General features: G+C 71.0%; 11 protein-coding genes, 1 tRNA gene and 3 pseudogenes. 11 read left to right on the top strand and 4 right to left on the bottom strand.

Going from position 1 to position 22,724, the window contains the following annotated elements; all coding sequences use genetic code 11:
• The first annotated feature begins 123 nt into the window (after window positions 1–123).
• The 9 genes from ACIOC0_RS07390 to ACIOC0_RS07350 all read left to right on the top strand — a co-directional run bounded on the left by ACIOC0_RS07390 (window position 124) and on the right by ACIOC0_RS07350 (window position 15,688).
• Entirely contained in the window at window positions 124–2,526 is a 2,403-nt protein-coding gene (locus tag ACIOC0_RS07390) for a sodium-translocating pyrophosphatase (protein WP_402153429.1), read from the top strand.
• Window positions 2,527–2,719: 193 nt separating this feature from the next.
• Window positions 2,720–3,322: a small secreted protein gene (locus tag ACIOC0_RS07385; RefSeq protein ID WP_402153428.1), complete on the top strand. Its 603-nt coding sequence runs from the start codon at window positions 2,720–2,722 to the stop codon at window positions 3,320–3,322.
• Between the two features lie 98 nt (window positions 3,323–3,420).
• The gene (locus ACIOC0_RS07380) at window positions 3,421–4,944 is read left to right on the top strand and encodes a methyltransferase (protein WP_402153426.1); all 1,524 of its coding nucleotides are present in this window, start codon (window positions 3,421–3,423) and stop codon (window positions 4,942–4,944) included.
• Window positions 4,945–5,267: 323 nt separating this feature from the next.
• Entirely contained in the window at window positions 5,268–5,468 is a 201-nt protein-coding gene (locus tag ACIOC0_RS07375; protein ID WP_130438494.1) for a hypothetical protein, read from the top strand.
• Window positions 5,469–5,872: 404 nt separating this feature from the next.
• The gene (gene topA, locus ACIOC0_RS07370; protein WP_402153424.1) at window positions 5,873–8,710 is read left to right on the top strand and encodes a type I DNA topoisomerase; all 2,838 of its coding nucleotides are present in this window, start codon (window positions 5,873–5,875) and stop codon (window positions 8,708–8,710) included.
• A gap of 134 nt (window positions 8,711–8,844) precedes the next feature.
• Window positions 8,845–12,162, top strand: a complete 3,318-nt coding sequence (gene tmk / locus ACIOC0_RS07365) for a dTMP kinase (protein WP_402153422.1) — start codon at window positions 8,845–8,847, stop codon at window positions 12,160–12,162.
• A 447-nt stretch (window positions 12,163–12,609) separates the two neighbouring features.
• Window positions 12,610–13,815 carry a DNA polymerase III subunit delta' gene (locus ACIOC0_RS07360; protein WP_402153420.1) on the top strand — a complete coding sequence of 402 codons (1,206 nt, stop codon included), beginning with the start codon at window positions 12,610–12,612 and terminating at the stop codon, window positions 13,813–13,815.
• Between the two features lie 125 nt (window positions 13,816–13,940).
• Window positions 13,941–15,518 carry an alpha/beta hydrolase gene (locus tag ACIOC0_RS07355; RefSeq protein WP_402153419.1) on the top strand — a complete coding sequence of 526 codons (1,578 nt, stop codon included), beginning with the start codon at window positions 13,941–13,943 and terminating at the stop codon, window positions 15,516–15,518.
• A gap of 96 nt (window positions 15,519–15,614) precedes the next feature.
• Window positions 15,615–15,688: transfer RNA gene (locus ACIOC0_RS07350), tRNA-Thr, on the top strand.
• Between the two features lie 169 nt (window positions 15,689–15,857).
• Here the strand turns inward: ACIOC0_RS07350 and ACIOC0_RS07345 are convergent.
• The 4 genes and pseudogenes from ACIOC0_RS07345 to ACIOC0_RS07330 form a co-directional block, all read right to left on the bottom strand.
• Window positions 15,858–16,449, bottom strand: a pseudogene (locus tag ACIOC0_RS07345) (DDE-type integrase/transposase/recombinase); the annotation flags it as partial.
• Window positions 16,450–17,115: 666 nt separating this feature from the next.
• Window positions 17,116–17,532, bottom strand: a pseudogene (locus tag ACIOC0_RS07340) (putative T7SS-secreted protein); the annotation flags it as partial.
• 2 nt (window positions 17,533–17,534) lie between these two features.
• Window positions 17,535–18,187: pseudogene (locus tag ACIOC0_RS07335) on the bottom strand (hypothetical protein).
• On the bottom strand, window positions 18,177–18,512 hold the full coding sequence (locus tag ACIOC0_RS07330; RefSeq protein ID WP_402153417.1) for an SseB family protein: 336 nt from the start codon (window positions 18,510–18,512) through the stop codon (window positions 18,177–18,179). Before ACIOC0_RS07330 ends, ACIOC0_RS07335 begins: the two are co-directional and overlap by 11 nt.
• 720 nt (window positions 18,513–19,232) lie before the next feature.
• On the opposite strand from ACIOC0_RS07330, the gene ACIOC0_RS07325 reads away from it, so the two are divergent.
• Entirely contained in the window at window positions 19,233–20,576 is a 1,344-nt protein-coding gene (locus ACIOC0_RS07325; protein WP_402153415.1) for a glycosyltransferase family 2 protein, read from the top strand.
• Window positions 20,577–20,704: 128 nt separating this feature from the next.
• Window positions 20,705–22,648: a right-handed parallel beta-helix repeat-containing protein gene (locus ACIOC0_RS07320; protein WP_402153413.1), complete on the top strand. Its 1,944-nt coding sequence runs from the start codon at window positions 20,705–20,707 to the stop codon at window positions 22,646–22,648.
• The last annotated feature ends 76 nt before the right edge of the window (window positions 22,649–22,724 follow it).

Genomic DNA, 22,724 nt, shown 5'->3' with positions numbered 1-22,724 from the left:
ATCGGCGACCGTGGACGACTGTATTCGCGCGTGAATTCCGTTTGCCGCGCACTGTTTTGATCAGGTCTCGGTACCTACAATCCGTCCACATCTTGAGCTCAGCCCAAGCGTCAAGGAGGACGAATGGCGGGGCTTTCTACCCCTCATCGGTTGGACCACCCAACCCTCGCAGCCGCAGTGCTGACCGACGGCAACCGCCTGCTCGTGGTGGTCATCGGGATCGTCGCGCTGGCCGCTCTCGTGGTCGCGGGCGTGCTGCTGCGCCAGGTGCTCGCGGCCGGCGAGGGCACCGACAGCATGAAGAAGATCGCAGCTGCGGTCCAGGAAGGCGCCAACGCCTATCTGGCCCGGCAGCTGCGCACCCTCGGCGTATTCGCCGTCGTGGTGTTCTTCCTGCTCCTGCTGCTGCCCGCGGACGACTGGAATCAGCGCGCCGGGCGATCTGTGTTCTTTTTGATCGGCGCGGCGTTCTCGGCGGCCACCGGCTATATCGGCATGTGGCTCGCCGTGCGCAGCAATGTGCGCGTCGCCGCGGCGGCCCGGGAAGCGACCCCGGCCGCGGGAGAGCCGGAAAAGGATCTCACCGCCGTCTCCCACAAAGCGATGAAGATCGCGTTCCGCACCGGCGGCGTCGTCGGCATGTTCACGGTCGGACTCGGACTGCTCGGAGCCTCCTGCGTGGTCCTGGTCTACACGGCCGACGCGCCGAAGGTCCTGGAGGGCTTCGGCCTCGGCGCGGCACTCATCGCGATGTTCATGAGGGTCGGCGGCGGCATCTTCACCAAAGCCGCCGACGTCGGCGCCGACCTGGTCGGCAAGGTCGAACAGGGCATCCCGGAGGACGATCCGCGCAACGCCGCCACCATCGCCGACAACGTGGGCGACAACGTCGGCGACTGCGCCGGCATGGCGGCCGACCTGTTCGAGTCGTACGCCGTGACCCTGGTCGCCGCGCTCATCCTCGGCACCGCGGCCTTCGGCGACGCCGGCCTCGCCTTCCCGCTGCTCGTGCCCGCGATCGGCGTGATCACCGCGATGATCGGCATCTTCGCCGTGGCCCCGCGCCGCGCGGATCGCAGCGGCATGTCCGCGATCAACCGCGGTTTCTTCATCTCCGCGGTGATCTCGCTCGCGCTGGTCGCGGTGGCGGTCTTCGTCTACCTCCCGGGCTCCTACGGGGAGCTCGACGGAGTCACCGACCCCGCGATCCTCGGCAAGGACGGCGACCCGCGGATCCTCGCCCTCGTCGCGGTGGCCATCGGCATTCTCCTGGCCGCCGTCATCCAGCAGCTGACCGGCTACTTCACCGAGACCACCCGCCGCCCGGTCCGCGACATCGGCAAGACGTCGCTGACCGGGCCCGCCACGGTCGTCCTCGCCGGCATCTCCGTCGGCCTGGAGTCGGCCGTCTACACCGCTCTGCTCATCGGTCTCGGCGTGTACGGCGCGTTCCTGCTCGGCGGCACGTCGATCATGCTGGCGCTGTTCGCGGTGGCGCTGGCGGGCACCGGACTGCTCACCACGGTCGGCGTGATCGTGGCGATGGACACCTTCGGTCCCGTCTCCGACAACGCACAGGGCATCGCCGAGATGTCCGGCGACGTCGAGGGCGCGGGCGCGCAGGTGCTCACCAACCTCGACGCCGTCGGCAACACCACCAAGGCCATCACCAAGGGCATCGCCATCGCCACTGCCGTCCTCGCGGCCGCCGCGCTCTTCGGGTCGTACCGTGACGCCATCACCACCGGCGCGCAGGACGTGGGCGAGAAGCTCAGCGGGGAGGGCGCGCCGATGAGCCTGATGATGGACATCTCGCAGCCGAACAACCTGGTCGGCCTGATCGCGGGCGCGGCCGTCGTCTTCCTCTTCTCCGGCTTGGCCATCAACGCGGTCTCGCGTTCGGCGGGCTCAGTGGTCTACGAGGTGCGGAGGCAGTTCCGCGAGAAGCCCGGGATCATGGACTACACCGAGACACCGGAGTACGGCAGGGTCGTCGACATCTGCACCAAGGACGCCCTGCGCGAGCTCGCCACGCCCGGTCTGCTCGCCGTGATGGCGCCGATCTTCATCGGGTTCACGCTCGGCGTCGGCGCGCTCGGCGCGTATCTGGCGGGCGCGATCGGCGCGGGCACGCTGATGGCGGTCTTCCTCGCCAACTCCGGCGGCGCCTGGGACAACGCCAAGAAGCTGGTCGAGGACGGGCATCACGGCGGCAAGGGCAGCGAGGCGCACTCGGCGACCGTGATCGGCGACACCGTCGGCGACCCCTTCAAGGACACCGCCGGCCCCGCGATCAACCCGCTGCTGAAGGTCATGAACCTGGTGGCGCTGCTCATCGCGCCCGCGGTGATCAAGTTCAGCTACGGCGACGACGCGAACGTCGGCGTGCGGATCACGGTCGCGCTCCTCGCGCTTCTCGTGATCGTCGGCGCGGTGTACGTCTCCAAGCGGCGCGGCATCGCCGTGGGTGACGAAGACAACGCCGAGCACTCGTCCAAGTCGGCCGACCCGGCGGTGGTTTCCTAGCAACCGTCACGTTTCCCGGCTCAAGAGACGGGCAGACGACGCGTGTTGACGCGTCGTCTGCCCGTTTCGTCGTGCCTGTGCACGGCTGGTGAGGCTTCTCTCGCCCGGTGTGAATGGATCCATCGGTCCATATAACGGACATTCGTTCTGGGGTTGGCACCCGATTGGCGTGTATGTTCCGGGGCCGAGAGTCATGGAAGGGGCCGAACCGGTGAACAAGAAGCTCGGGGCCGCACTGTCCGGCGGTGCGGTACTGGTACTGGCGCTGTCCGCGTGCAGCAGTGGCGGCGACGACGGCAACAAGGAGCTCGACGCCTGGGCCAAGCAGGTCTGCGACGCGCTGCCCGCCCAGGACGCCAAGGTCGACGCGGCCAACGACGCGATCAAGAAGGCAGCCACCGACGACAACGCCCCGGCGAACGTCCAGAAGACCGACTCCAAGGCCTTCCAGGACATGTCCGACGCCTACAAGGCGCTCGGGCAGGCGGTCCAGCAGGCGGGTCCGCCGCCCGGCGTCGACGGCGGTCAGAAGAAGCAGCAGGACGCCGTGACGGCCCTCAACGGCCTGTCCACCTCGTACGCCGGCCTCAAGAAGCAGGTCGACGGCCTCGACACCAAGGACCAGGCGAAGTTCGCCGATGGCCTTCAGGACATCGCCACCCGGCTCGGCAAGCTCAGCCAGAGCGGGAACGCCGCGCTGAAGAACCTCGAGCAGGGCGACGTGAAGAGCGCCATGGCCCAGCAGCCGAGCTGCCAGAAGGTGGCTTCCTCCGCGTCCCGCGCCACCACCAGCTGACCCGCCGCCCCCTCGCCCGCCCGAGGGGGCCTGACGACGCGGTGCGGGTCGCGTGGGCCGCACCCCCGTACGGGCGGCCGGCGGGACACAATGGGGGCGTGAGTGAAGCCACCCTGCCCCCGCTGCCCTCCGCCGAGCGCCCCGACGTCGCCGCCCGGCTGCGTGAGGCCCTGCTCGCGGCCTCTTTCACCGCCGACGGGCTGCTCGAACTGCTCGGCGCCCCCGCGTACGCGGCGCTGGCCCGCAGCGAGACGGTGCCCGCGCTGCGCGCGACCCGCGGTGACACGCCCCTGGAAACGCTCGTACGCCTGTTCCTGCTCCAGCAGCCCGTGCCCCACGCGCGCGTGAAGGACGTCCTGCCCGTCCACGCGTGCGTGGAGAGCGGCTGGCTGACGCGGGCGGGCGGTGCCGACGGCGATGTCGCCGCGACCGTGGACGTACGGCCCTACGGCGGATCCGACGGCGAGGACTGGTTCATCGTGTCCGACCTCGGGTGCGCCGTCGGCGGGGCCGGCGGCATCGGCAACCGCGACGAGGGCGTCGTCCTCGGCGTCGGCGGGGCGTCCACGACTCTCGCCGGGATCACCGTCCGCACGCCCGTCGCCTCCGCCCTCGACCTCGGCACCGGCTCCGGCATCCAGGCACTGCACGCCGCCCAGCACGCCACGCGCGTGACGGCGACCGACCTCAACCCGCGCGCGCTGCACATCACCGCGCTCACCCTCGCCCTGTCCGGCGTGCCGGCGGCCGACCTGCGGGAGGGCTCGCTGTTCGAGCCGGTCCGGGACGACGAGACGTTCGACCTCATCGTGTCCAACCCGCCCTTCGTCATCTCGCCGGGCGCGCGGCTGACGTACCGCGACGGCGGGATGGGCGGGGACGATCTGTGCCGCTCGCTCGTTCAGCAGGCGGGGGAACGGCTGAACGTGGGCGGGTTCGCGCAGTTCCTCGCCAACTGGCAGCACGAGGAAGGGGAGGACTGGCAGGACAGGATCAGGTCGTGGGTGCCGCGCGGCTGCGACGCGTGGATCGTGCAGCGCGAGGTGCAGGACGTCACGCAGTACGCCGAGCTGTGGCTCAGGGACGCCGGTGACCACCGGGGCGACCCGCAGGAGTACCAGGCCCGCTACGATGCCTGGCTGGACGAGTTCGAGGCGCGCAAGGTGAAGGCCGTCGGCTTCGGCTGGATCACCCTGCGCAGGACGGCGTCCGCCGAGCCCGTCATCACCGTCGAGGAGTGGCCGCACCCGGTCGAGCAGCCCCTCGGCGAAACCGTCCGGGCCCACTTCGACCGCGTCGACTACCTGCGCGAGCACGATGACGCCTCGCTGCTCGCCGGGCACTTCAAGCTGGCCCCGGAGGTCATGCAGGAGCAGGTCGGACTGCCCGGTGCGGAGGATCCGGAGCACGTCGTGCTGCGGCAGAACCGGGGGATGCGCCGGGCCACCAAGGTGGACACCGTCGGCGCGGGCTTCGCCGGCGTGTGCGACGGCTCGCTCAGCGCGGGCCGCATCCTGGACGCGATCGCCCAGCTCGTCGGCGAGGACCCGGTGCTGCTGCGCGACCGCACGCCCGCGCAGATCCGGCTGCTGGTGGAACAGGGATTCCTGGAGCCCGCCTGAGGCCTCTGGCCCACCCGTGAATGCGGGAGGCCGGACGCCGCCCACGTGCGAGTCGATCCGATTCGTTCAGACGCCCGCCCGAAATCGGCTGCCGGAACGGAACCGAACAGCCGATCAAGGGCGGCGGCGACAATTTCGAGTCGGTTCCGACACACGGCGGAGCCGTCGATCGAGGAGATCACGCGCCCGCCCCGCGACCCGGACGGCCCGCCGCCCCCACCCGTCGGCCCGGTGTTCACCTCGGGTTCGCTCCGGCGCCGCCCGCGCGTGTCAGTCTCCCGGCGAGGGGCCACGCGCGGGTGGGAGAAGAGGGGGCGCTGAGGATGACGGAGAGCGGACCGGCGATCTTCACGGGGGCGGTGTTCGCCCTGTTCGGCGGCTGTCTGCTGGCCTGGACGGCGGTCCGCGTACGGCAGCGGCAGCCCGTGGCGCAGGGTGTGAACCCGGTCGCATCGGCTGCCCTCGCCACCACCGTCGCGGTGATCGCGCTGACTGCCGGGGCATGGTGCTTCAGTCGTCTTTGACGCACCATGGAAACGTCCTGCGGGAGCCGGCGCGGGCATCGCGCGAGAGCGGCTCCACGGACAATTGAGAGATCGCCCTCCGGTCCGGCGGAAAAGTGCCGGTCGGCACTCCGGGCGGCAGGAATGGCGGTAGTCGGGTTACCGTTCGAGTGGCCGTTGCGGGCTTTTCCCGTTTGACACGGGGGCGGGATGTACCGTCACACTCCGCAGCGTCACCAGCGAAGCGAGCCGAAGAGACGCGGCGGTGTCCGGACGGCGAACGCGGAGAGGGCCCGAGGGCCGCTCGCGCTCGCCGCCTCGACGCCGGCTGTAGCGTCCGGAGGCGAGCTAGCCACGAAAGGGTGGCCCCGACCCCGGGAGCAAGGCCTGGGGAGGCCCAGCGTCGACCGGAGAGAAGAGCCAAGTTGTCCCCGACCAGCGAGACCGCGAAGGGCGGCCGCCGACTCGTCATCGTCGAGTCGCCTGCCAAGGCGAAGACGATCAAGGGCTATCTCGGCCCTGGATACGTTGTCGAGGCGAGCGTCGGGCACATCCGCGACCTCCCCAACGGCGCCGCGGAGGTGCCGGAGAAGTACACCGGCGAGGTCCGCCGCCTCGGTGTGGACGTCGAACACGACTTCCAGCCGATCTATGTGATCAACGCCGACAAGAGAGCACAGGTCAAGAAGCTCAAGGACCTGCTGAAGGAATCCGACGAGCTCTTCCTCGCCACCGATGAGGACCGCGAGGGCGAAGCCATCGCCTGGCACCTGCAAGAGGTCCTCAAGCCGACGATCCCCGTCAAGCGGATGGTCTTCCACGAGATCACCAAGGACGCGATCCGCGAGGCCGTCGCCAACCCGCGCGCCCTCAACCAGAAGCTCGTCGACGCCCAGGAGACCCGCCGCATCCTCGACCGCCTCTACGGCTACGAGGTCTCGCCGGTCCTGTGGAAGAAGGTCATGCCGCGCCTGTCGGCCGGCCGCGTCCAGTCGGTCGCCACACGACTCGTCGTCGAGCGGGAACGCGATCGCATCGCCTTTCGTTCGGCTGAGTACTGGGACCTGACGGGCACCTTCGCGACCGGCCGCGCGGGCGATCCGTCGGACCCGTCGTCGCTGGTCGCCCGCCTGCAGACCGTCGACGGCAGGCGGGTCGCGCAGGGCCGCGACTTCGACTCCCTGGGACAACTCAAGAGCGCCAACACCCTCCACCTCGACGAGGCGAACGCCCGCGCCCTCGCCGCCGCCCTGGAGAACACCCGCTTCTCCGTGCGGTCCGTCGAGTCCAAGCCCTACCGCCGCTCGCCGTACGCCCCCTTCCGTACGACGACGCTGCAGCAGGAGGCGAGCCGCAAGCTCGGCTTCGGCGCCAAGGCCACCATGCAGGTCGCGCAGAAGCTGTACGAGAACGGCTACATCACGTACATGCGTACGGACTCCACGACGCTGAGCGACACCGCCGTGGCGGCCGCCCGCGCCCAGGTCACGCAGCTGTACGGCGCCGACTACCTCCCGGCGCAGCCCCGGACGTACGCCGGCAAGGTCAAGAACGCGCAGGAGGCACACGAGGCGATCCGCCCGTCGGGCGACCGTTTCCGCACCCCCGCCGAGACGGGTCTGACCGGCGACCAATTCAAGCTCTACGAGCTGATCTGGAAGCGGACCGTCGCATCCCAGATGAAGGACGCCACCGGCAACAGCGTCACCGTGAAGATCGGCGGCACGGCGGCCGACGGGCGGGACGTCGAGTTCAGCGCCTCCGGCAAGACGATCACGTTCCACGGCTTCCTGAAGGCGTACGTCGAGGGTGCCGACGACCCGAACGCCGAGCTGGACGACCGCGAGCGCCGGCTGCCCCAGGTCGGCGAGGGCGACGCCCTCAGCGCCGAGGAGATCACGGTCGACGGGCACGCCACCAAGCCTCCGGCGCGCTACACCGAGGCCAGCCTGGTCAAGGAGCTCGAAGAGCGAGAGATCGGCCGCCCGTCGACGTACGCGTCGATCATCGGCACGATCCTCGACCGCGGATACGTGTTCAAGAAGGGCACGGCCCTTGTGCCGTCCTTCCTGTCCTTCGCCGTGGTCAACCTCCTGGAGAAGCACTTCGGGCGGCTCGTCGACTACGACTTCACCGCCAAGATGGAGGACGACCTCGACCGCATCGCGCGCGGTGAGGCGCGTGCCGTGCCGTGGCTGAAGCGGTTCTACTTCGGCGAGGGCACCGCCGAGGGCGTGGCCGCCGACGCCGGCAACGGCGACGGGGACCACCTCGGCGGCCTCAAGGAGCTGGTGACCGACCTGGGCGCGATCGACGCGCGCGAGGTGTCGTCGTTCCCCGTGGGCAACGACATCGTGCTGCGGGTCGGCCGCTACGGCCCCTACATCGAGCGCGGCGAACGCGACTCGGAGAACCACCAGCGGGCGGACGTCCCCGAGGACCTGGCGCCCGACGAACTGTCCGTCGAGCTGGCGGAGGAACTGCTCGCCAAGCCGAGCGGCGACTTCGAGCTGGGCGCCGACCCGCAGACCGGCCACCAGATCATCGCCAAGGACGGCCGCTACGGCCCGTACGTCACCGAGGTGCTCCCCGAGGGCACCCCGAAGACCGGGAAGAACGCCGTCAAGCCGCGCACGGCGTCCCTGTTCAAGACGATGTCCCTGGACACGGTGACGCTGGAGGACGCCCTCAAGCTGATGTCGCTGCCGCGTGTCGTCGGCACCGACGCCGAGGGCCAGGAGATCACCGCGCAGAACGGCCGCTACGGCCCCTACCTGAAGAAGGGGACGGACTCGCGTTCGCTGCAGTCCGAGGAGCAGCTCTTCACGATCACCCTCGAAGAGGCGCTGGAGATCTACTCCCAGCCCAAGCAGCGGGGGCGCGCAGCCGCCAAGCCGCCGCTGAAGGAGCTCGGCGAGGACCCGGTGAGCGCGAAGCCGGTCGTCGTCAAGGACGGTCGCTTCGGGCCGTACGTCACCGACGGGGAGACCAACGCGACCCTGCGCTCCGGCGACAGCGTCGAGACGATCACCCCGGAGCGCGGCTTCGAGCTGCTCGCCGAGAAGCGCGCCAAGGGGCCCGCCAAGAAGACGGCGAAGAAGGCCACGGCGAAGAAGACGACCGCCAAGAAGGCCGCACCGGCCAAGAAGACAGCCGCCAAGAAGACCGCGGCCAAGACGACCACCGCGAAGAAGACGACGGCGAAGAAGACCGCGACGGCCGCCAAGAAGACGACGGCGGCCAAGGCGGCCTCGGAGGACTGATCCGCCCTTCCCCGAAACGCCTGACGCACACCCGGCTTCACGGAATGCACACCCCGGCATCACATCGGTGTCGGGGTGTGCGTACGTGAGGATGGCTCCACCGGCCTGTCAGTCGCTCCCGATAGGCTGAACGCATGACGCGAGCCGAGCAGCCAACGGCCCACCACCCGGCGCAGGACGAGGCCCTGGTGGCGGATTCCCGCGAGCGCGCCGTCCGCGCTCTGTTGCGCCAGCCTCAGTTGAAGCGCTTGTGGAGCGCGCAGTTGGTGAGCGGCGTCGGTGACGCCCTCGCCCTCCTCGTCCTCGTCCTCCTCGCCCTCCAGGCGGCCGTCGCCGAAGGCTCCTTCGGAGGCGGCTACCGGGGCGTGGCCTTCGCGGTGGCGACGGTCTTCGGGGTGCGCATCCTCGCCACCCTCCTCTTCGGCGCGGTCCTCCTGGGCCCGCTGACCTCACTGACCTCACCGGACGGTCCGCTCGACCGCCGCTGGGCCATGGTCGGAGCGGACGGCCTGCGCGCCGTCCTGCTCCTGGTGGCGCCCCTGTGGATCGACTGGGTGCCGGACGACGCCTTGGCGCTGCTGCTCGTCACCGTGTTCCTGACCGGCGTCGCCGAGCGGTTCTGGACGGTCGCCCGGGAGAGCGCCGCCCCCGCGCTGCTGCCCGCCCCGCCCTTGGAGGGCGCGGCGGTACGGCCGTTGCCGGACCACATGGACGCGCTGCGCCGGCTGTCGCTGCGGACCAGCTTCATGGCGGTGCCGCTGGGCGCGGTCGCCCTGCTCGTGGCGTCCCTGGTCAACAACCTGCTGGGCGCCGGGATCGACTGGTTCGACCAGCACCAGGCGGCCCTCGCCTCGTATGTCGCGGGTGGTCTGTTCGCGGGCTCCCTGTCCGTCGTGGTCTTCCTGGAGTTGCCCGGCACGCGCACACCGCGCGCGCGGTCGCCCCTCGAAGGGCTGCGCCGTCCACGGACGGCCACCGGCGCCGACGCGGGCCGCACCGGTTCCATCCCGCTGCTGATCCTCGCCTGCGCGGCCGTGGCCGGGGCGATCGCGGCCGCCGTCGCCGTGGCGGTCCTGCACGCCAAGGACCTGGGCGGCGGCCCGGTGCTCTACGGCCTGTTCGTCCTCGCGCTGACCGGCGGCGTCGCCCTCGGCATCCGTACGGCGCCGAAGGTGCTCGTGTCGCTGTCGCGGCGGCGGCTGCTCGCCCTGGCGATCGCCTTCACCGGCGTGGCGCTGCTCGCGGCAGGCCTGGTCCCGGACGTCACCAGCGTGCTGCTGATCGACGTCCTGGCCGGTGTCGGCGCGGGCGTCGCGGCCAACATCGGGCACGCGCTGCTCGACCAGGAGACCGAGGAGCACCGGCGCACGCGCACGACGGAACACCTGCACGCCGTCGTGCGGGTCGTCGTCGCGCTGGGCGCGCTGACCGCCCCCGTGGTGGCCGCGCTGATCGGGCCGCACCGCCTGGAGAACGGCAGGTTCGTCTTCGCGCACGGCGGGGCGGCGTTCACGTTGATGCTGGTGGGCGCGCTGCTGCTGCCGGTGGCCGCGCTCGTCCTGGCCAAGATCGACGACCGCTCCGGTGTTCCCCTGCGGCACGACCTGCGGGACGCGCTGCTCGGCGGCGACGACCCGGTGCAGGCGCCGGCCGCGAACGGTTTCTTCATCGCCTTGGAGGGCGGCGACGGCGCGGGCAAGTCCACGCAGGCCGAGGCGCTCGCCGAATGGATCAGGGGCAAGGGCCACGAGGTCGTTCTCACGCGCGAGCCGGGGGCCACGCCCGTCGGCAAGCGGCTGCGGTCGATCCTGCTCGACGTGTCGAGCGCGGGCCTGTCCCACCGCGCGGAGGCGCTGCTGTACGCGGCCGACCGCGCGGAGCACGTCGACACCGTCGTACGGCCCGCCCTGGAGCGCGGGGCTGTCGTGATCACCGACCGGTACATCGACTCGTCCGTCGCCTACCAGGGCGCCGGCCGTGACCTCTCCCCGACCGAGATCGCCCGGATCTCCCGGTGGGCGACCCACGGGCTGGTGCCGCATCTGACGGTCTTGCTGGACGTCTCGCCGGAGACCGCCCGCGAGCGTTTCACCGAGGCCCCGGACCGGCTGGAGTCGGAGCCCGCGGAGTTCCACACGCGTGTGCGCTCCGGTTTCCTCACGCTGGCCGCCGCCGACCCCGGCCGCTACCTCGTCGTCGACGCCGGTCAGGAGCCGGACGCCGTCACCTCCGTCGTCCGGGCCCGGCTCGACCGGATGCTGCCGCTGTCCGAGGCCGAGATCAAGGCCCAGGAGGAGGCGCGGAAGAAGGCCGAGGAGGAGGCGCGCAGGAAGGCCGAGGAAGAGGCCGCCCGCAAGGCCGAGGAGGAGCGCCTGGAACGTGAGCGCCAGGAGCAGCTCGCTCGGCTGCGTGCCGAGGAGGAGGAGCGCAAGCGGCGCGAGCTGGAAGAGGCCCAGCGGCGCGAGGCCGAGCGGCAGGCCGAGGAGGCCCGGCAGCGGGCCGAGGAGGCGGCCCGGCGCGCGGAGGAGGAGCGCGTGCGGCTGCTCGCCGAGGAGAAGGCGCGCGTCGAGGAGGAGGCCCGCCGCAAGGCGGAGGAGGAGCGGCGCCGCAGGGAGGCCGAGGAAGAGGCCCGGCTGCGCGCCGAGGCCGAGGCCCTTCGCCTGGAGAAGCAGCGCAAGGCCGAGGACGCGCTGCTGCGGGCGGAGCAGGCCCGGCGGGCCGCCGAGCAGGCCGCCGCAGCGGCGCAGGCCGGCCCGAAGAAGCCGGCCGCGCCCCCGGCGACCGCCCCTTCCGCCACCTTCTCTTCCAGGGCCGGCGGGGTCGGTCCGGAGGCGGCGACCGTGCCGACGCCGGTGGTCACGCCGACGAACGCTTCGGGCGGGCCGGTGGACGAAACGGCTGTGCTGCCCCGGGTGCGGATGGACAAGGATCCCGAGCCGGGCGCCGATGCGGCTCCCGCCGGGAAGCCGTCCGGGGCGTCTTCGGGAAGGTCCACGCGGTCTCCGCAGTCGCCGAGGACCGCTGAGGCGACGTCCGACGCCGAGGTGACGGCCGAGCTGCCTCAGCCGGCGCGGGCCGCGCGCGCGTCCGACGAGACGGCCAAGCTGCCTCCGGTGCGGGACGCGGACGCGGCCGAGACGGCCGTACTCCCGCCCGTCCGCGGGGAGGGCCCCGCGGACCGCGTGCCGCCGGGGTACTTCCGAGACGAGCGCCCGGGTGCAGGGCCGGACGGCTCCGACGACCGCACGCGCGAGCTGCCGCAGCTCGACGAACAGGGCGCACCGCGCCGGCGTCAGCGGTCCGACTGGGCCGAGGAGACCCCACTGGACGATCTGCCGTCCCTGGCGGACGAGCTGCTCGGCCCGCACCAGGACGACGAATCAGGCGATGACCAGCGCGGAGACGGCACCGGCGGCCGGGGCGGTGGCCGCGGGAGCGGTCGTCGACGGTGAGGCTTCGCCGGTAGGAGGCTGCGGGGCGCGAAAGTTCGAGTGAGGCGGGATTGGAGCCGGGGTCCGTCCCCGTGGCCGGGTGGCCGGGTGGCCAGGTAGCCCGGCGGCCTGGCAGCGGTCAGGCGGCCCGGTGGCTCTGCCCGGCCAGGTCGGTCCGGCTCGGGTAGGGGACTGCGCGGCGGCCCGGCACCGCTCGTGCCGCGTCCGCAGTAGCACCCCCTCGTCAGCGGCACGCGATGTGAGTGGTCCCGATGCCAGTGGCCCGGGTGCCAGCCTGGCCCCGTGTGTCAGTGGCCCCGATGTCGGTCTGGCCCGACGTCGGTCTGGCCCCCGATGTCAGTGGCTCCCCGCACAATGGAAGCCGCGACGTGGGACGTGGTCCGCGGCGCGTGAGGCAGCCCGCGGCGCACCAGCGATGCGGGCCTGGACGAAAGGGCGGCGGGAGCCATGGCCGTGTGGGACGACCTCGTCGGGCAGGAGAAGGTGAGCGAACAGCTCGCCGCCGCCGCCCGGGACGCCGACGCGTTCGTCACCGCGGCCGCCACCGGCGCGCCGCCGCCCGAGGCGTCCAAGATGACGCACGCCTGGCTGTTCACCGGACCGCCCGGAGCGGGCCGGACCCAGACGGCCCATGCCTTCGCCGCAGCGCTGCAGTGCGTGAGCCCCGACCGGGCGCTCGGCGGTGCGCCGGGCTGCGGCTTCTGCGACGGGTGCCATACGGCGCTCATCGGCACGCACGCGGACGTCACGACCGTCGCCGCCGTGGGCTCGCAGATCCTCGCCGAGGACATGCGCGACACGGTCCGCAAGTCGTTCACCTCGCCGGCGAACGGCCGGTGGCAGGTGATCCTCGTCGAGGACGCCGAGCGGCTCAACGAGAAGTCCGCCAACGCAGTTCTCAAGGCGGTCGAGGAACCCGCGCCCCGCACGGTGTGGCTGCTCTGCGCCCCCTCCCTTGAGGACGTGCTGCCCACCATCCGCTCCCGCTGCCGGCACCTGAACCTGCGAACGCCCTCGGTCGACGCGGTGGCCGACATGCTCGTGCGGCGTGAGGGCATCGATCCCGCCGTGGCCGTGTCGGCCGCCCGTGCCACACAGGGGCACGTGGACCGGGCCCGTCGCCTGGCCACCGACCCGGCCGCCCGTGAACGCCGCGCCGCCGTGCTCAAGCTGCCGTTGCGCGTCGAGGACGTCGGCGGCTGCCTCAGGGCCGCGCAGGAACTCGTCGACGCGGCCACCGAGGACGCCAGACAACTCGCCGAGGAGCGGGACGCCAAGGAGACGGAGGAGCTGAAGGCGGCGCTGGGCGCGGTCCAGGGCGGCCGGATGCCGCGCGGCACGGCGGGGGTGATGAAGGACCTGGAGGACAAGCAGAAGCGCCGCAGAACGCGGACGCAGCGAGACAGCCTCGACCTCGCGCTGACCGATCTCACTTCCTTCTACCGTGACGTCCTCGCGCTCCAGCTCGGCTCGCGCATCGCCCTCGCCAACGTGGACGCCGAGGACGCCCTCGAACGGCTCGCCCGCGGCAGCGCCCCCGAGTCCACACTCCGGCGCATCGAGGCCATCGCCGCGTGCAGGGACGCCCTCGACCGCAATGTGGCTCCGCTGCTGGCGGTGGAAGCGATGACGATGGCGCTGAGAGCGGGTTGAGACCTGCCGGTGCGGGGGCGCTGCGCGAGGCCGGCGGGACGGGACGCCGGTTGACGCAGTCACTCGTCCGTGGCGCTTCGCGCACGGAATGACGTCGGTCGATCGCACACGGTTACTCTCGCTGGATGCACACCAGGCGCTCCCGCTCCCCTCGAAGGTCCCGTATCGGCGTCGCGCTGGTCTCCCTCGCCGCGCTGCTCGTCCCCGCCTGCTCGTCAGGAAGGGTGGCGGGTTCGGCGAGCCCGGCCGTGGCGCAGGCGGCACTGACCGCGCTGCCGCAGGCCACGCCGTCGGCGCTCGCGCCGTACTACGGGCAGAGGCTTGGCTGGCGGGACTGCGGCGTCCCCGGCTTCCAGTGCGCCACCCTGAAAGCGCCGCTCGACTACGCGCGTCCCGGCGAGGGCGACATCCGTCTCGCCGTATCCCGCAAGAAGGCGACGGGCCCCGGGAAGCGGCTCGGCTCGCTGCTCGTGAACCCGGGCGGACCGGGCGGCTCGGCGGTCGGTTATCTCCAGCAGTACGCGGGGATCGCCTACCCGGCCGGCGTCCGCGCCCGCTACGACATGGTCGCCGTCGACCCGAGGGGCGTGGCCCGCAGTGAGGCGGTGCGCTGCCTCGACGGACGCGACATGGACGCGTACACGCAGACGGACGTCACGCCCGACGACCAGCGGGAGACGGACCGACTCGTCGGCGCCTACAAGAAGTTTGCCGAGGGGTGTGGCTCTCGGTCGGCCAGGCTGCTCAGGCACGTCTCGACCGTGGAGACGGCCCGCGACATGGACGTCCTGCGCGCGGCCCTGGGGGACAGGAGGCTGACGTACGTGGGGGCGTCGTACGGCACGTTCCTCGGGGCGACGTACGCGGGGCTGTTCCCGGACCGGGTCGGGCGGCTCGTCCTGGACGGGGCGATGGACCCGTCGCTGCCCGCCCGCCGGCTGAACCTGGATCAGACGGCCGGCTTCGAGACGGCGTTCCGCTCGTTCGCGAAGGACTGCGTGCGCCGGCCGCGCTGTCCGCTGGGCGCCCGCGCGGACGAGGTCGGGCCGAACCTCGGGGCCTTCTTCAAGAAGCTCGATGCGCGGCCCATGCCCACGGGGGAGCCGGGCGGCCGCCGGCTCGGTGAGTCGCTGGCGACCATCGGCGTGATCGCCGCGATGTACGACGAGAGCACATGGGAGCGGCTGCGGGACGCGCTGACCACGGCGATCGAGGACAGCGACGGCGCGGGTCTGCTCGCTCTCGCGGACAGTTACTACGAGCGGGACGGCGACGGCCGGTACGCCAACCTGATGGCCGCCAACGCGGCGGTGAACTGCCTGGACCTGCCGTCCGCGTTCGACGGCCCCGACCAGGTGCGCAAGGCGCTGCCCGCGTTCCGCAAGGCGTCCCCCGTCTTCGGCGAGGGCCTCGCCTGGGCCTCTCTGAACTGCGCGTACTGGCCGGTCGCGCCGACGGGCGAGCCGCGCCGCATCGAGGCGAAGGGCGCGGCCCCGATCGTGGTCGTCGGCACCACCCGCGACCCGGCGACTCCCTACCGCTGGGCCCGTGCCCTGGCCGGCCAGCTCTCCTCGGCCCGCCTCCTCACCTACGACGGCGACGGACACACGGCATACGGGCGGGGCAGCGCCTGCGTCGACTCCACGATCAACGCGTATCTGCTCCGCGGCACGGTCCCCCCGAAGGGAAAGCGCTGCTCATAGCCCCTGCGACCACCCCCTCCGGGGGTGGTGCGGACCACCCCCGGGAACTGTGTAGACTTACCGACGTTGCTGATCGCACCATGGTGCGGACAGCGCGCCGCCTTAGCTCAGATGGCCAGAGCAACGCACTCGTAATGCGTAGGTCTCGGGTTCGAATCCCGAAGGCGGCTCTATGGTGAACCCCAGGTCGGGACTCTGACCTGGGGTTTCTTGTCTCGGGTGTCCTTGGAAGCTCTGATGTTGGTGTGATAGCTGGCCCCGTCTCCGTAATGCGCCAGGATCGTGCGCGCCATCTTCCTCGCTCTCTGTGAAGCGCCTCAGGCTGGACAGGGTGCACCTTCGCTTGTGGGCGATCCCGGCCGCCGCCAGCAGGTCTCGCCAGTCGCGTGAGCGGTAGCAGGAACCGTTGTCGGTGAGCACCCGCTCGACGGTGATGCCGGCCGTGGTGAAGAAGGCCTGGGCGCCGGCTTCAGAAGCCGCCGGCGGTCTCCTTCTTCTCGTCCGTGTGGATCTCGCTGTAGGCGAGGCGGGAGTGGTCGTCGACGGCGGTGTGCAGGTAGCTGTAGCCGGCGCCGGAGCGGGTCTTGCGGTCGGCTTGGCGGCCGAGCGCCTTGTGGCCGCCCCCGTCGGGGATGTTGCCGAGCTTCTTGATGTCGACATGCACCAGCTCACCTGGCCGGGCGCGTTCGTAGCGGCGTATGACGCGGCCGGTGGCCCGGTCCAGGTGTGTGAGGCGGGCCAGGCGGTAGCGGGTCAGGATGCGGTGCACGGTGGAGGGCACCAGGTGCAGCAGGTGTGCGATGCGGGCCGGGCCCCAGCGGCGCAGGACGCGGACCTTGATGATCCGGCGCTCGGTGCGGGTGGGGATGCGGCGCGGGCTGGTGTGTGGACGGCTGGAGAGGTCGCTCATCCCGGTCTCGCCGTCCGCGCGGATCACCGCGCGGGCGGCGGCCGATGATCTCGGTTACGGTGTCCTGGGTGGCCACCGCATCGTCATCACGGTGGAGTCCATCGCCCTCAGGTGTTTGCCACGGTTGTCGTTCCTTGGGTAGTCCAACGCCACAACTGCGGGGCCGCGTTCGTGGCACCACGGATGGGCTCGGACAGTGCATCTGGCAAGGGCCTCTTCGGAATCCAGGCTCTATTCCAGTTCCGCTGCGCGCCTCTTGAGGTCCTCGGCGAACGTGTCCCAGTCGGGTCCGAACGACAGCAGGTCTGAGGCTGCTTCCCGGAGCAATTGCGGATCGTCGGGACGTTGCAGGCAGGCCAGACGGTAGGCGAGGTTCCGGGCCCAGGGCGGCAGGGCCATCCAGTCCTCGGTGAGGATGTCCTCGAGCATGGCGAGGATTTCGTCCGCCGTCGCGAAGGTGAGCTTCTCGACGAACTCACGGGTCGTTTCGTTGACCTGTCGGCTATCACCGCCGTCGATCGCCTGGCTGAGACTCCTGGCCGCAGGGGTCGGATCGGGCATGGCGCGCTTCTCCGGAGGGATTACTTCCGGCGCCCCGGAGCGCCGTGGTGGTGGACGGAACGGGCGCCCAGACCCTAGCAGTCGATCCCGGCGCCGCCCGGGCAGCCGATGCGGTGCCGGGACGGTGAACCACTTGGGTGGCTGGGTGGCCACGGCCGTCCGCAACGCCTCGGCCGTCTCGCCCTTGAGCTGTGAGGAGTCCAGGCCCCTGAGCCCCTCGCCGGCGTCGTCGAACGCCTTCTGGAACGCCCGTAGTTTCGTGGCGGTGGCGTTGAGCTTGTCGGCGCTGCCGTAGATCAGTTTGGCCTTCTCCTCGGTCTGTCCGAGGTCCATCTCGTCGGCTTCGGCGCCCATCCGGTTGGCGACCGAACGGGACTTCTCGCGCACCCAGTCCGCACTGGAGTCCCATCCGACGTCCTCCAGCCGGTCGGCGGTCCAGTTCCCGGCGTCCTCGACCCGGTTGCCGGCCCACTCGACGCCGTCCTCGACCGCTTCCTCGACCGAGTCGGGCGTGATGTCGCTGATGAAGTCGCCGATACCCATGGTCAGTTCCCCCCGGACTCACCCTGCTGCGCCTGCTGAGCGCGCTCTTCGGGCGACGGTCCGAAGGTGTCGTCCAGCGCCTGGTTCCACTCGTCGTCGGAGATGCCGAGCGCGTCGTTGAGCATCTCGGACCGCCGGCCGCCCTGTCCCTCGGTGAGGACGGTGCGGCCGGTGTCCTTCCACGTCTGCTCCATCTCCTGACCGGCCCGGTCCCACGACTCGGCGCTCCAGTCCGGGTCCAGGGCGTCCGGAGTGAAGACGTCGACCCAGTTCTGCCGGGTGATCTCCTCCTCGGTGGCGTGCGGGTTGCCGCCCATCGCGGAGTTGACGCCCACTTTCAGCGCGCCCGCGACGTACTGGTCGTGTTCCCACTGGGTGCCCGCCGCCAGGCCGAGGCGGTTCGCGAGCGCGCTGGCATCGCCGACCAGGGCACGCACACCCCACTCCCAGCGCTCGCAGAAGTCCTCGAAGTCGACCGAGAGGCCGTGATGTCCGGCTCCATCCCGGTCATCGACAGTCCCGAGAACCCCTTTCCCGTCACCGAACCGGTGGCGCCGCCGAGTTCACCGAGCTCGTCGATGGTCGCGCCCACGCCCTGCGTGAACTTGGCGACCGATTCCCTGCCGAGCCGGATGTCCAATCCCTCACCGCCCATGACCGAACCCCTCCCTCACACGGGCGTCGACGGCGACCGCGTCCGGCACGATGCCGACGACCGGAGGGAAGAACATCGACCCGTCCTCGGTGGCGATGTCGACGGCCAGCCCGGCAGGCTCGCCCAAGGACGGCACGACCTCGTCGACCATCCGGGCGCCCAACAGCGCCGCGCAGTCCATGGGCTGATCACCGGGCCCGTGCCGCAGGGCGAAGCGTGCCAGCGCTGCCTCGTCGGTGAACCCGCAGATCCACCGCACCCCGCCCGACCGCGCCGACCACAGGCCGCCACCAGCCGTCGGCACCAGGAGAACCGAACGCCGCATCTCGCCTACCGCAGGACACGGGGGCCCCGCCGGTGCCGATTCCTGGGGCGTCAGGAGGGTCGCCCACTGCCGGCCCTCCTGACGCCTGCGCAGGGCTTCGTCGGCGGCCCGGAGGCGGGGGGTTGCGAATCCGCGGGTGAGGTGCCAAGCCGGGTTCGTCAGGCTCCCGCCGACGACGGTGCCGTGCTGGACGAGGAGTGCCACGGCGCAGGAAGGGTGGCTCGGTGGCGGCGCTGGTGGCAGGCGGCGGCCGACCTTCGAGTGCGTCGCTCTCGGCGGCGCCCCTCTCCGAGGGGCTCGCCGACCGAAAGGGATGACGCCGCTGTGACGGGCGTGTCACGGGTGTCCGTGTGATGGAATCCTGACGTGTGAGGTGCATCACATTCTGTTTGCTTGTGTGAATCATGTGGAGCACGCGCGTTCGAGGTGCGGAAGGGATGTACGCTTGTGTGTCGCGTTCATCTCAAGTCGCCTCTCGTGCAAGCGGGATGACGACATGTCAGATCGGCGGTCGTTGGCCGAAAATCGGTGCTCGAATCGTTCGCCGTTCGCTGAGAGATTGCTCGTCCTGTGAATGTTTGGTGCCCACCTCAGGTGAATTTTGTGTTGATCGTGTGTCGGAAGAGCTCGTTTCGGCCCTAGATTTCCCGGCGTAGACCGCGAACGTCGCACATATGGCCCATGCGGTGGGCTGCGCTCCGGCTGGGGGGTTCTGAGTTCGTGTCGGATTTCTTCGACGATTTCTGGTCATGGATTGTCACGGCGACTGCCGAGACGTCATGGCGTGAGCTGATGCCGCTCGGCCTCGCCGGCGTGTTCGTCTGGGGTCTGTGGCTCTACCGGGCGGTGCTGTCCCGGTTCGCCAAGCCCGTGGTGAACGACTACCGGACGACGGTGTCCGTGGTCGTCCCGGCGTACCGCGAGGACGCGAGCATTCTGGTGGACTGCCTGGACACCTGGCTGGCGCAGGACCCCACCGAGGTGATCATCGTCCCGGACGTGGAGGACAAGGAGGTCCTGGAGCGGTTGGCGCAGGTGCGGGACCCGCGGGTCCGCGTGCTGGCCTTCGAACACCGCGGCAAGCGATCGGCGCTCGGCGTCGGCATCCGCGCCGCGAAGAGCGAGCTCGTCGTGCTGGTCGACTCCGACACCCGCTGGGAGCCGGGGCTGCTCGCCGCCGTGCAGATGCCCTTCGTCGACCCCGAGGTCGGCGGCGTCGGCACCCAGCAGAACGTCTACCAGCGCCGGACCAGCGTCTGGCGGCGGATCGCCGACTGGCTGGTCAACCTGCGCTACTACGACTACGTCCCGGCCATGGGCCGCGCGGGCGCCGTGGCCTGCCTCTCCGGCCGTACGGCGGCCTACCGCCGGTCGGCGATCACGCCGGTGCTGGAGAACCTGGAGAACGAGTTCTTCCTGGGCCGGCGTTGCGTCGCCGGCGACGACGGACGGCTGACCTGGCTGGTGCTGGCCTCCGGTTACAAGACCGTGCACCAGAGTTCCGCGCGGGCGATGTCGATGTTCCCCTCCTCCTTCCGCGCCTTCGTCAAGCAGCGGGTGCGCTGGAGCCGCAACTCCTACCGGTGCTACCTGACCGCCCTCTACAAGGGTTGGCTCTGGCGGGTCCCCCTCGTCACCAAGATCACCGTGTTCCAGATCCTGCTGACTCCGGTCACGATGGGCATGGCGCTCGCCTATCTGCTGTTCAGCCGGCTGGAGTTGACCGGCCGGGGCGTGATCCTCGTACTGATCTGGCTGCTCGTGGGGCGCGGCATCCGCGGCTACTCCCACCTGCGCAGGCACCCGCAGGAGATCCTGCTGCTGCCCCTGCTCGCCGTCGTCGTCATCATGATCTCGCTGCCGATCAAGCTGTTCGCCTTCATCACCATGAACAAGCAGGGCTGGCTGACCCGCGCCAGCAACCGCATCGGCGGCGAGGGGCAGAACTCGGCGTCCCTCGGCGGCGGAACGGGCACCCGTGCCGGCGCGTCCCCCGCGCCGACGGCCGTCGCCGCGTCCACCGCCCACACCGCACCCTCGTGGGCGGAGGCCCAGCAGTCATGACACAGCGTCGACTTCCGTCCGCCCCGCGGACCCGTGCCCTGCCGTCCGCCCTCCGGGGACGTACCCTCCCGGCAGCCCTGAGAGCCCGTACCCTCCCGGCCGTCCTGCGAGCGCCGCGCCTGTCGGCCGTGGTGCCGGTGCTGCGCGCCGCGCTCGTCGTGCCGCTCGCCGCCGGTCTGCTCGCCGCGTCCGTGACCGCCGCGACCGCCGACACGGACGACAAGCCGAAGGTGAACGCCGCCGACGCGGAGAACGAGACCGCGCTCGTCGCCGCCGAGGACCACCGGCTGGACCAGGTCCGCGCGGTCGCCGCCGTCGCCCCCCTGAAGGGCGGCCAGTGGAAGGCGCCGTACCGCCTGGACACCGGCAGCGGCTACACCCTCGTGCTCACCCAGCGCAGCAACGCCTACACCATCTCCGACCTGCTCGAACTGGCGCCGCAGACGTTCGTCCGGATGCAGGACGGCTCCTACCTGCTGACCGAGAACATCTACCTGAACGCCGGGGCCAAGCTGAAGCTGTCCAACCCCGGCGGGCTGACGCTGCGGATGGCCAGCAGCAACAAGGGATTCGTCAGCATCGTCTCCTTCGGCGGCCGGCTGACCCTGGAGGGCACCCCGCAGGCGCCCATGCGGATCACCAGCTGGGACGACAAGAAGAACAAGCCCGACACCGACGTACGGGACGGCCGCGCCTACATCCGCGCGATCGGCGGCCAGTACTCCATGACCTACGCCAGCGTCACCGACCTGGGCTTCTGGAGCGGCCGCACCGGCGGGCTGAGCCTCACCGGCACCGACCGGCCCGACACCGGCAACATCGACGACTCCCCGGCGAGGTCGGGCACCAAGGCCGGCAGCAGCGGCGTCATCGCCCAGCCCTCCGGTTCGCTGACGACGCCGGACACCCGCTTCTCGGTGCCCAGCCTGTCGTACGTCTCGGCGGAGATCGGGCACTCGACGGTCACCGGCAACGCCTACGGTCTGTTCATCTCCGGCGCCACCGGGGTCAGCATCAGCGACACCACGGTGCAGGGGAGCCTGGAACACGGCGTCGTGCTGCACCGGTTCGTCACCAACGCCGTCGTCGAGCGGACCGTCTCCCGCAACAACGGCGGTGACGGGTTCGTCATGGCCCGCGCCACCGAGCAGGTCCGCGTCAGCGGCTCCACGGCCAAGGGCAACGGCGGCAACGGCTTCACCATCAGCGGCCGTCCGCTGGCCAGCGGGCCCTCCGCGTCCGGCGAGTCCATCAGCAGCTACGGCTCCAACTCCGTGTCCAACAGCGTCGCCACGGACAACGGCCGGTACGGCATCGAGATCTTCGGCGGCACGGACGTCGGCGTCCAGAACAACCGCGTCGAGGGCGGCGACATGGGCATCGTGGCCCGCAAGGACGCCACCGACGTGGCCATCACCGGCAACCACCTCAAGGGCCAGTCGCGGCAGGGCATCTCGGTGCGCGACGGGGTGACCGCCGCCACGATCACCGGCAACATCGTCGAGGGCACCGACACCGGCATCTACGTCCGCGACAGCGTGGCCGAGATCCGCGGCAACACCGTTCAGGACGGCCGTAACCACGGCATCTCCATGGTCGGCGGCGTCGACGACTCGATGATCACGTACAACGTCATCTCCGGCGTCGGCCCGAGCGCCGTCGACACCACCCGCGCGCACGGCGACATCACCGTCCGCTCGAACCAGCTGTTCGCCTGGCACGACACCAGTTCCTTCTGGATCAAGTTCCGGCACTACGCCAGCCCGATGACGCTGTTGTGGACGTTCATCCTGCTGCTCATCCTGATCTCGGCGGTCATGGGCGGCCGTGAACGCGGAGGCCGCCGCAACGGCCGCCGGCGCCTGGGCTCGCACCCGTACGAGGACAAGCTGCCGCTGAACGGCACGCCTGTCATCGAGGTGCCGGTCCGTCAGGTGACGCCCAAGCGCGAGTGGTTCACCGAGGAGGACCAGCGGACCACCGGCCTGCGCGTGTGGGCCTCCCAGTCCGCGCAGTCCGTCCCGGCCGCGCAGTCCGCGCAGCCGGCGTCGGCCGCCCACGCGCCCCGATGACGATCCGACCGCCCAGCAGCCGGAGTTTGCCGCCTATGCCTTCCGATCCGTCCTCTGTCTCTCCTGAGCCGACCGA

This window comes from Streptomyces sp. NPDC088254, assembly GCF_044740925.1.
In the GTDB taxonomy this organism is placed as follows: Bacteria; Actinomycetota; Actinomycetes; order Streptomycetales; family Streptomycetaceae; genus Streptomyces.
Note: the sequence above shows the minus strand (reverse complement) of the source record. Positions and strands in the feature narration are given on the sequence as shown.

Bases quoted from the DNA above. Each gene is read 5' to 3' on its own strand.
- ACIOC0_RS07360 (WP_402153420.1), top strand. From the start codon at position 12,610: ATGGCCGTGTGGGACGACCTCGTCGGGCAGGAGAAGGTGAGCGAACAG.
- ACIOC0_RS07390 (WP_402153429.1), top strand. From the start codon at position 124: ATGGCGGGGCTTTCTACCCCTCATCGGTTGGACCACCCAACCCTCGCA.
- ACIOC0_RS07330 (WP_402153417.1), bottom strand. From the start codon at position 18,512: ATGCGGCGTTCGGTTCTCCTGGTGCCGACGGCTGGTGGCGGCCTGTGG.
- tmk (WP_402153422.1), top strand. From the start codon at position 8,845: ATGACGCGAGCCGAGCAGCCAACGGCCCACCACCCGGCGCAGGACGAG.
- ACIOC0_RS07385 (WP_402153428.1), top strand. From the start codon at position 2,720: ATGGAAGGGGCCGAACCGGTGAACAAGAAGCTCGGGGCCGCACTGTCC.
- ACIOC0_RS07375 (WP_130438494.1), top strand. From the start codon at position 5,268: ATGACGGAGAGCGGACCGGCGATCTTCACGGGGGCGGTGTTCGCCCTG.
- ACIOC0_RS07355 (WP_402153419.1), top strand. From the start codon at position 13,941: ATGCACACCAGGCGCTCCCGCTCCCCTCGAAGGTCCCGTATCGGCGTC.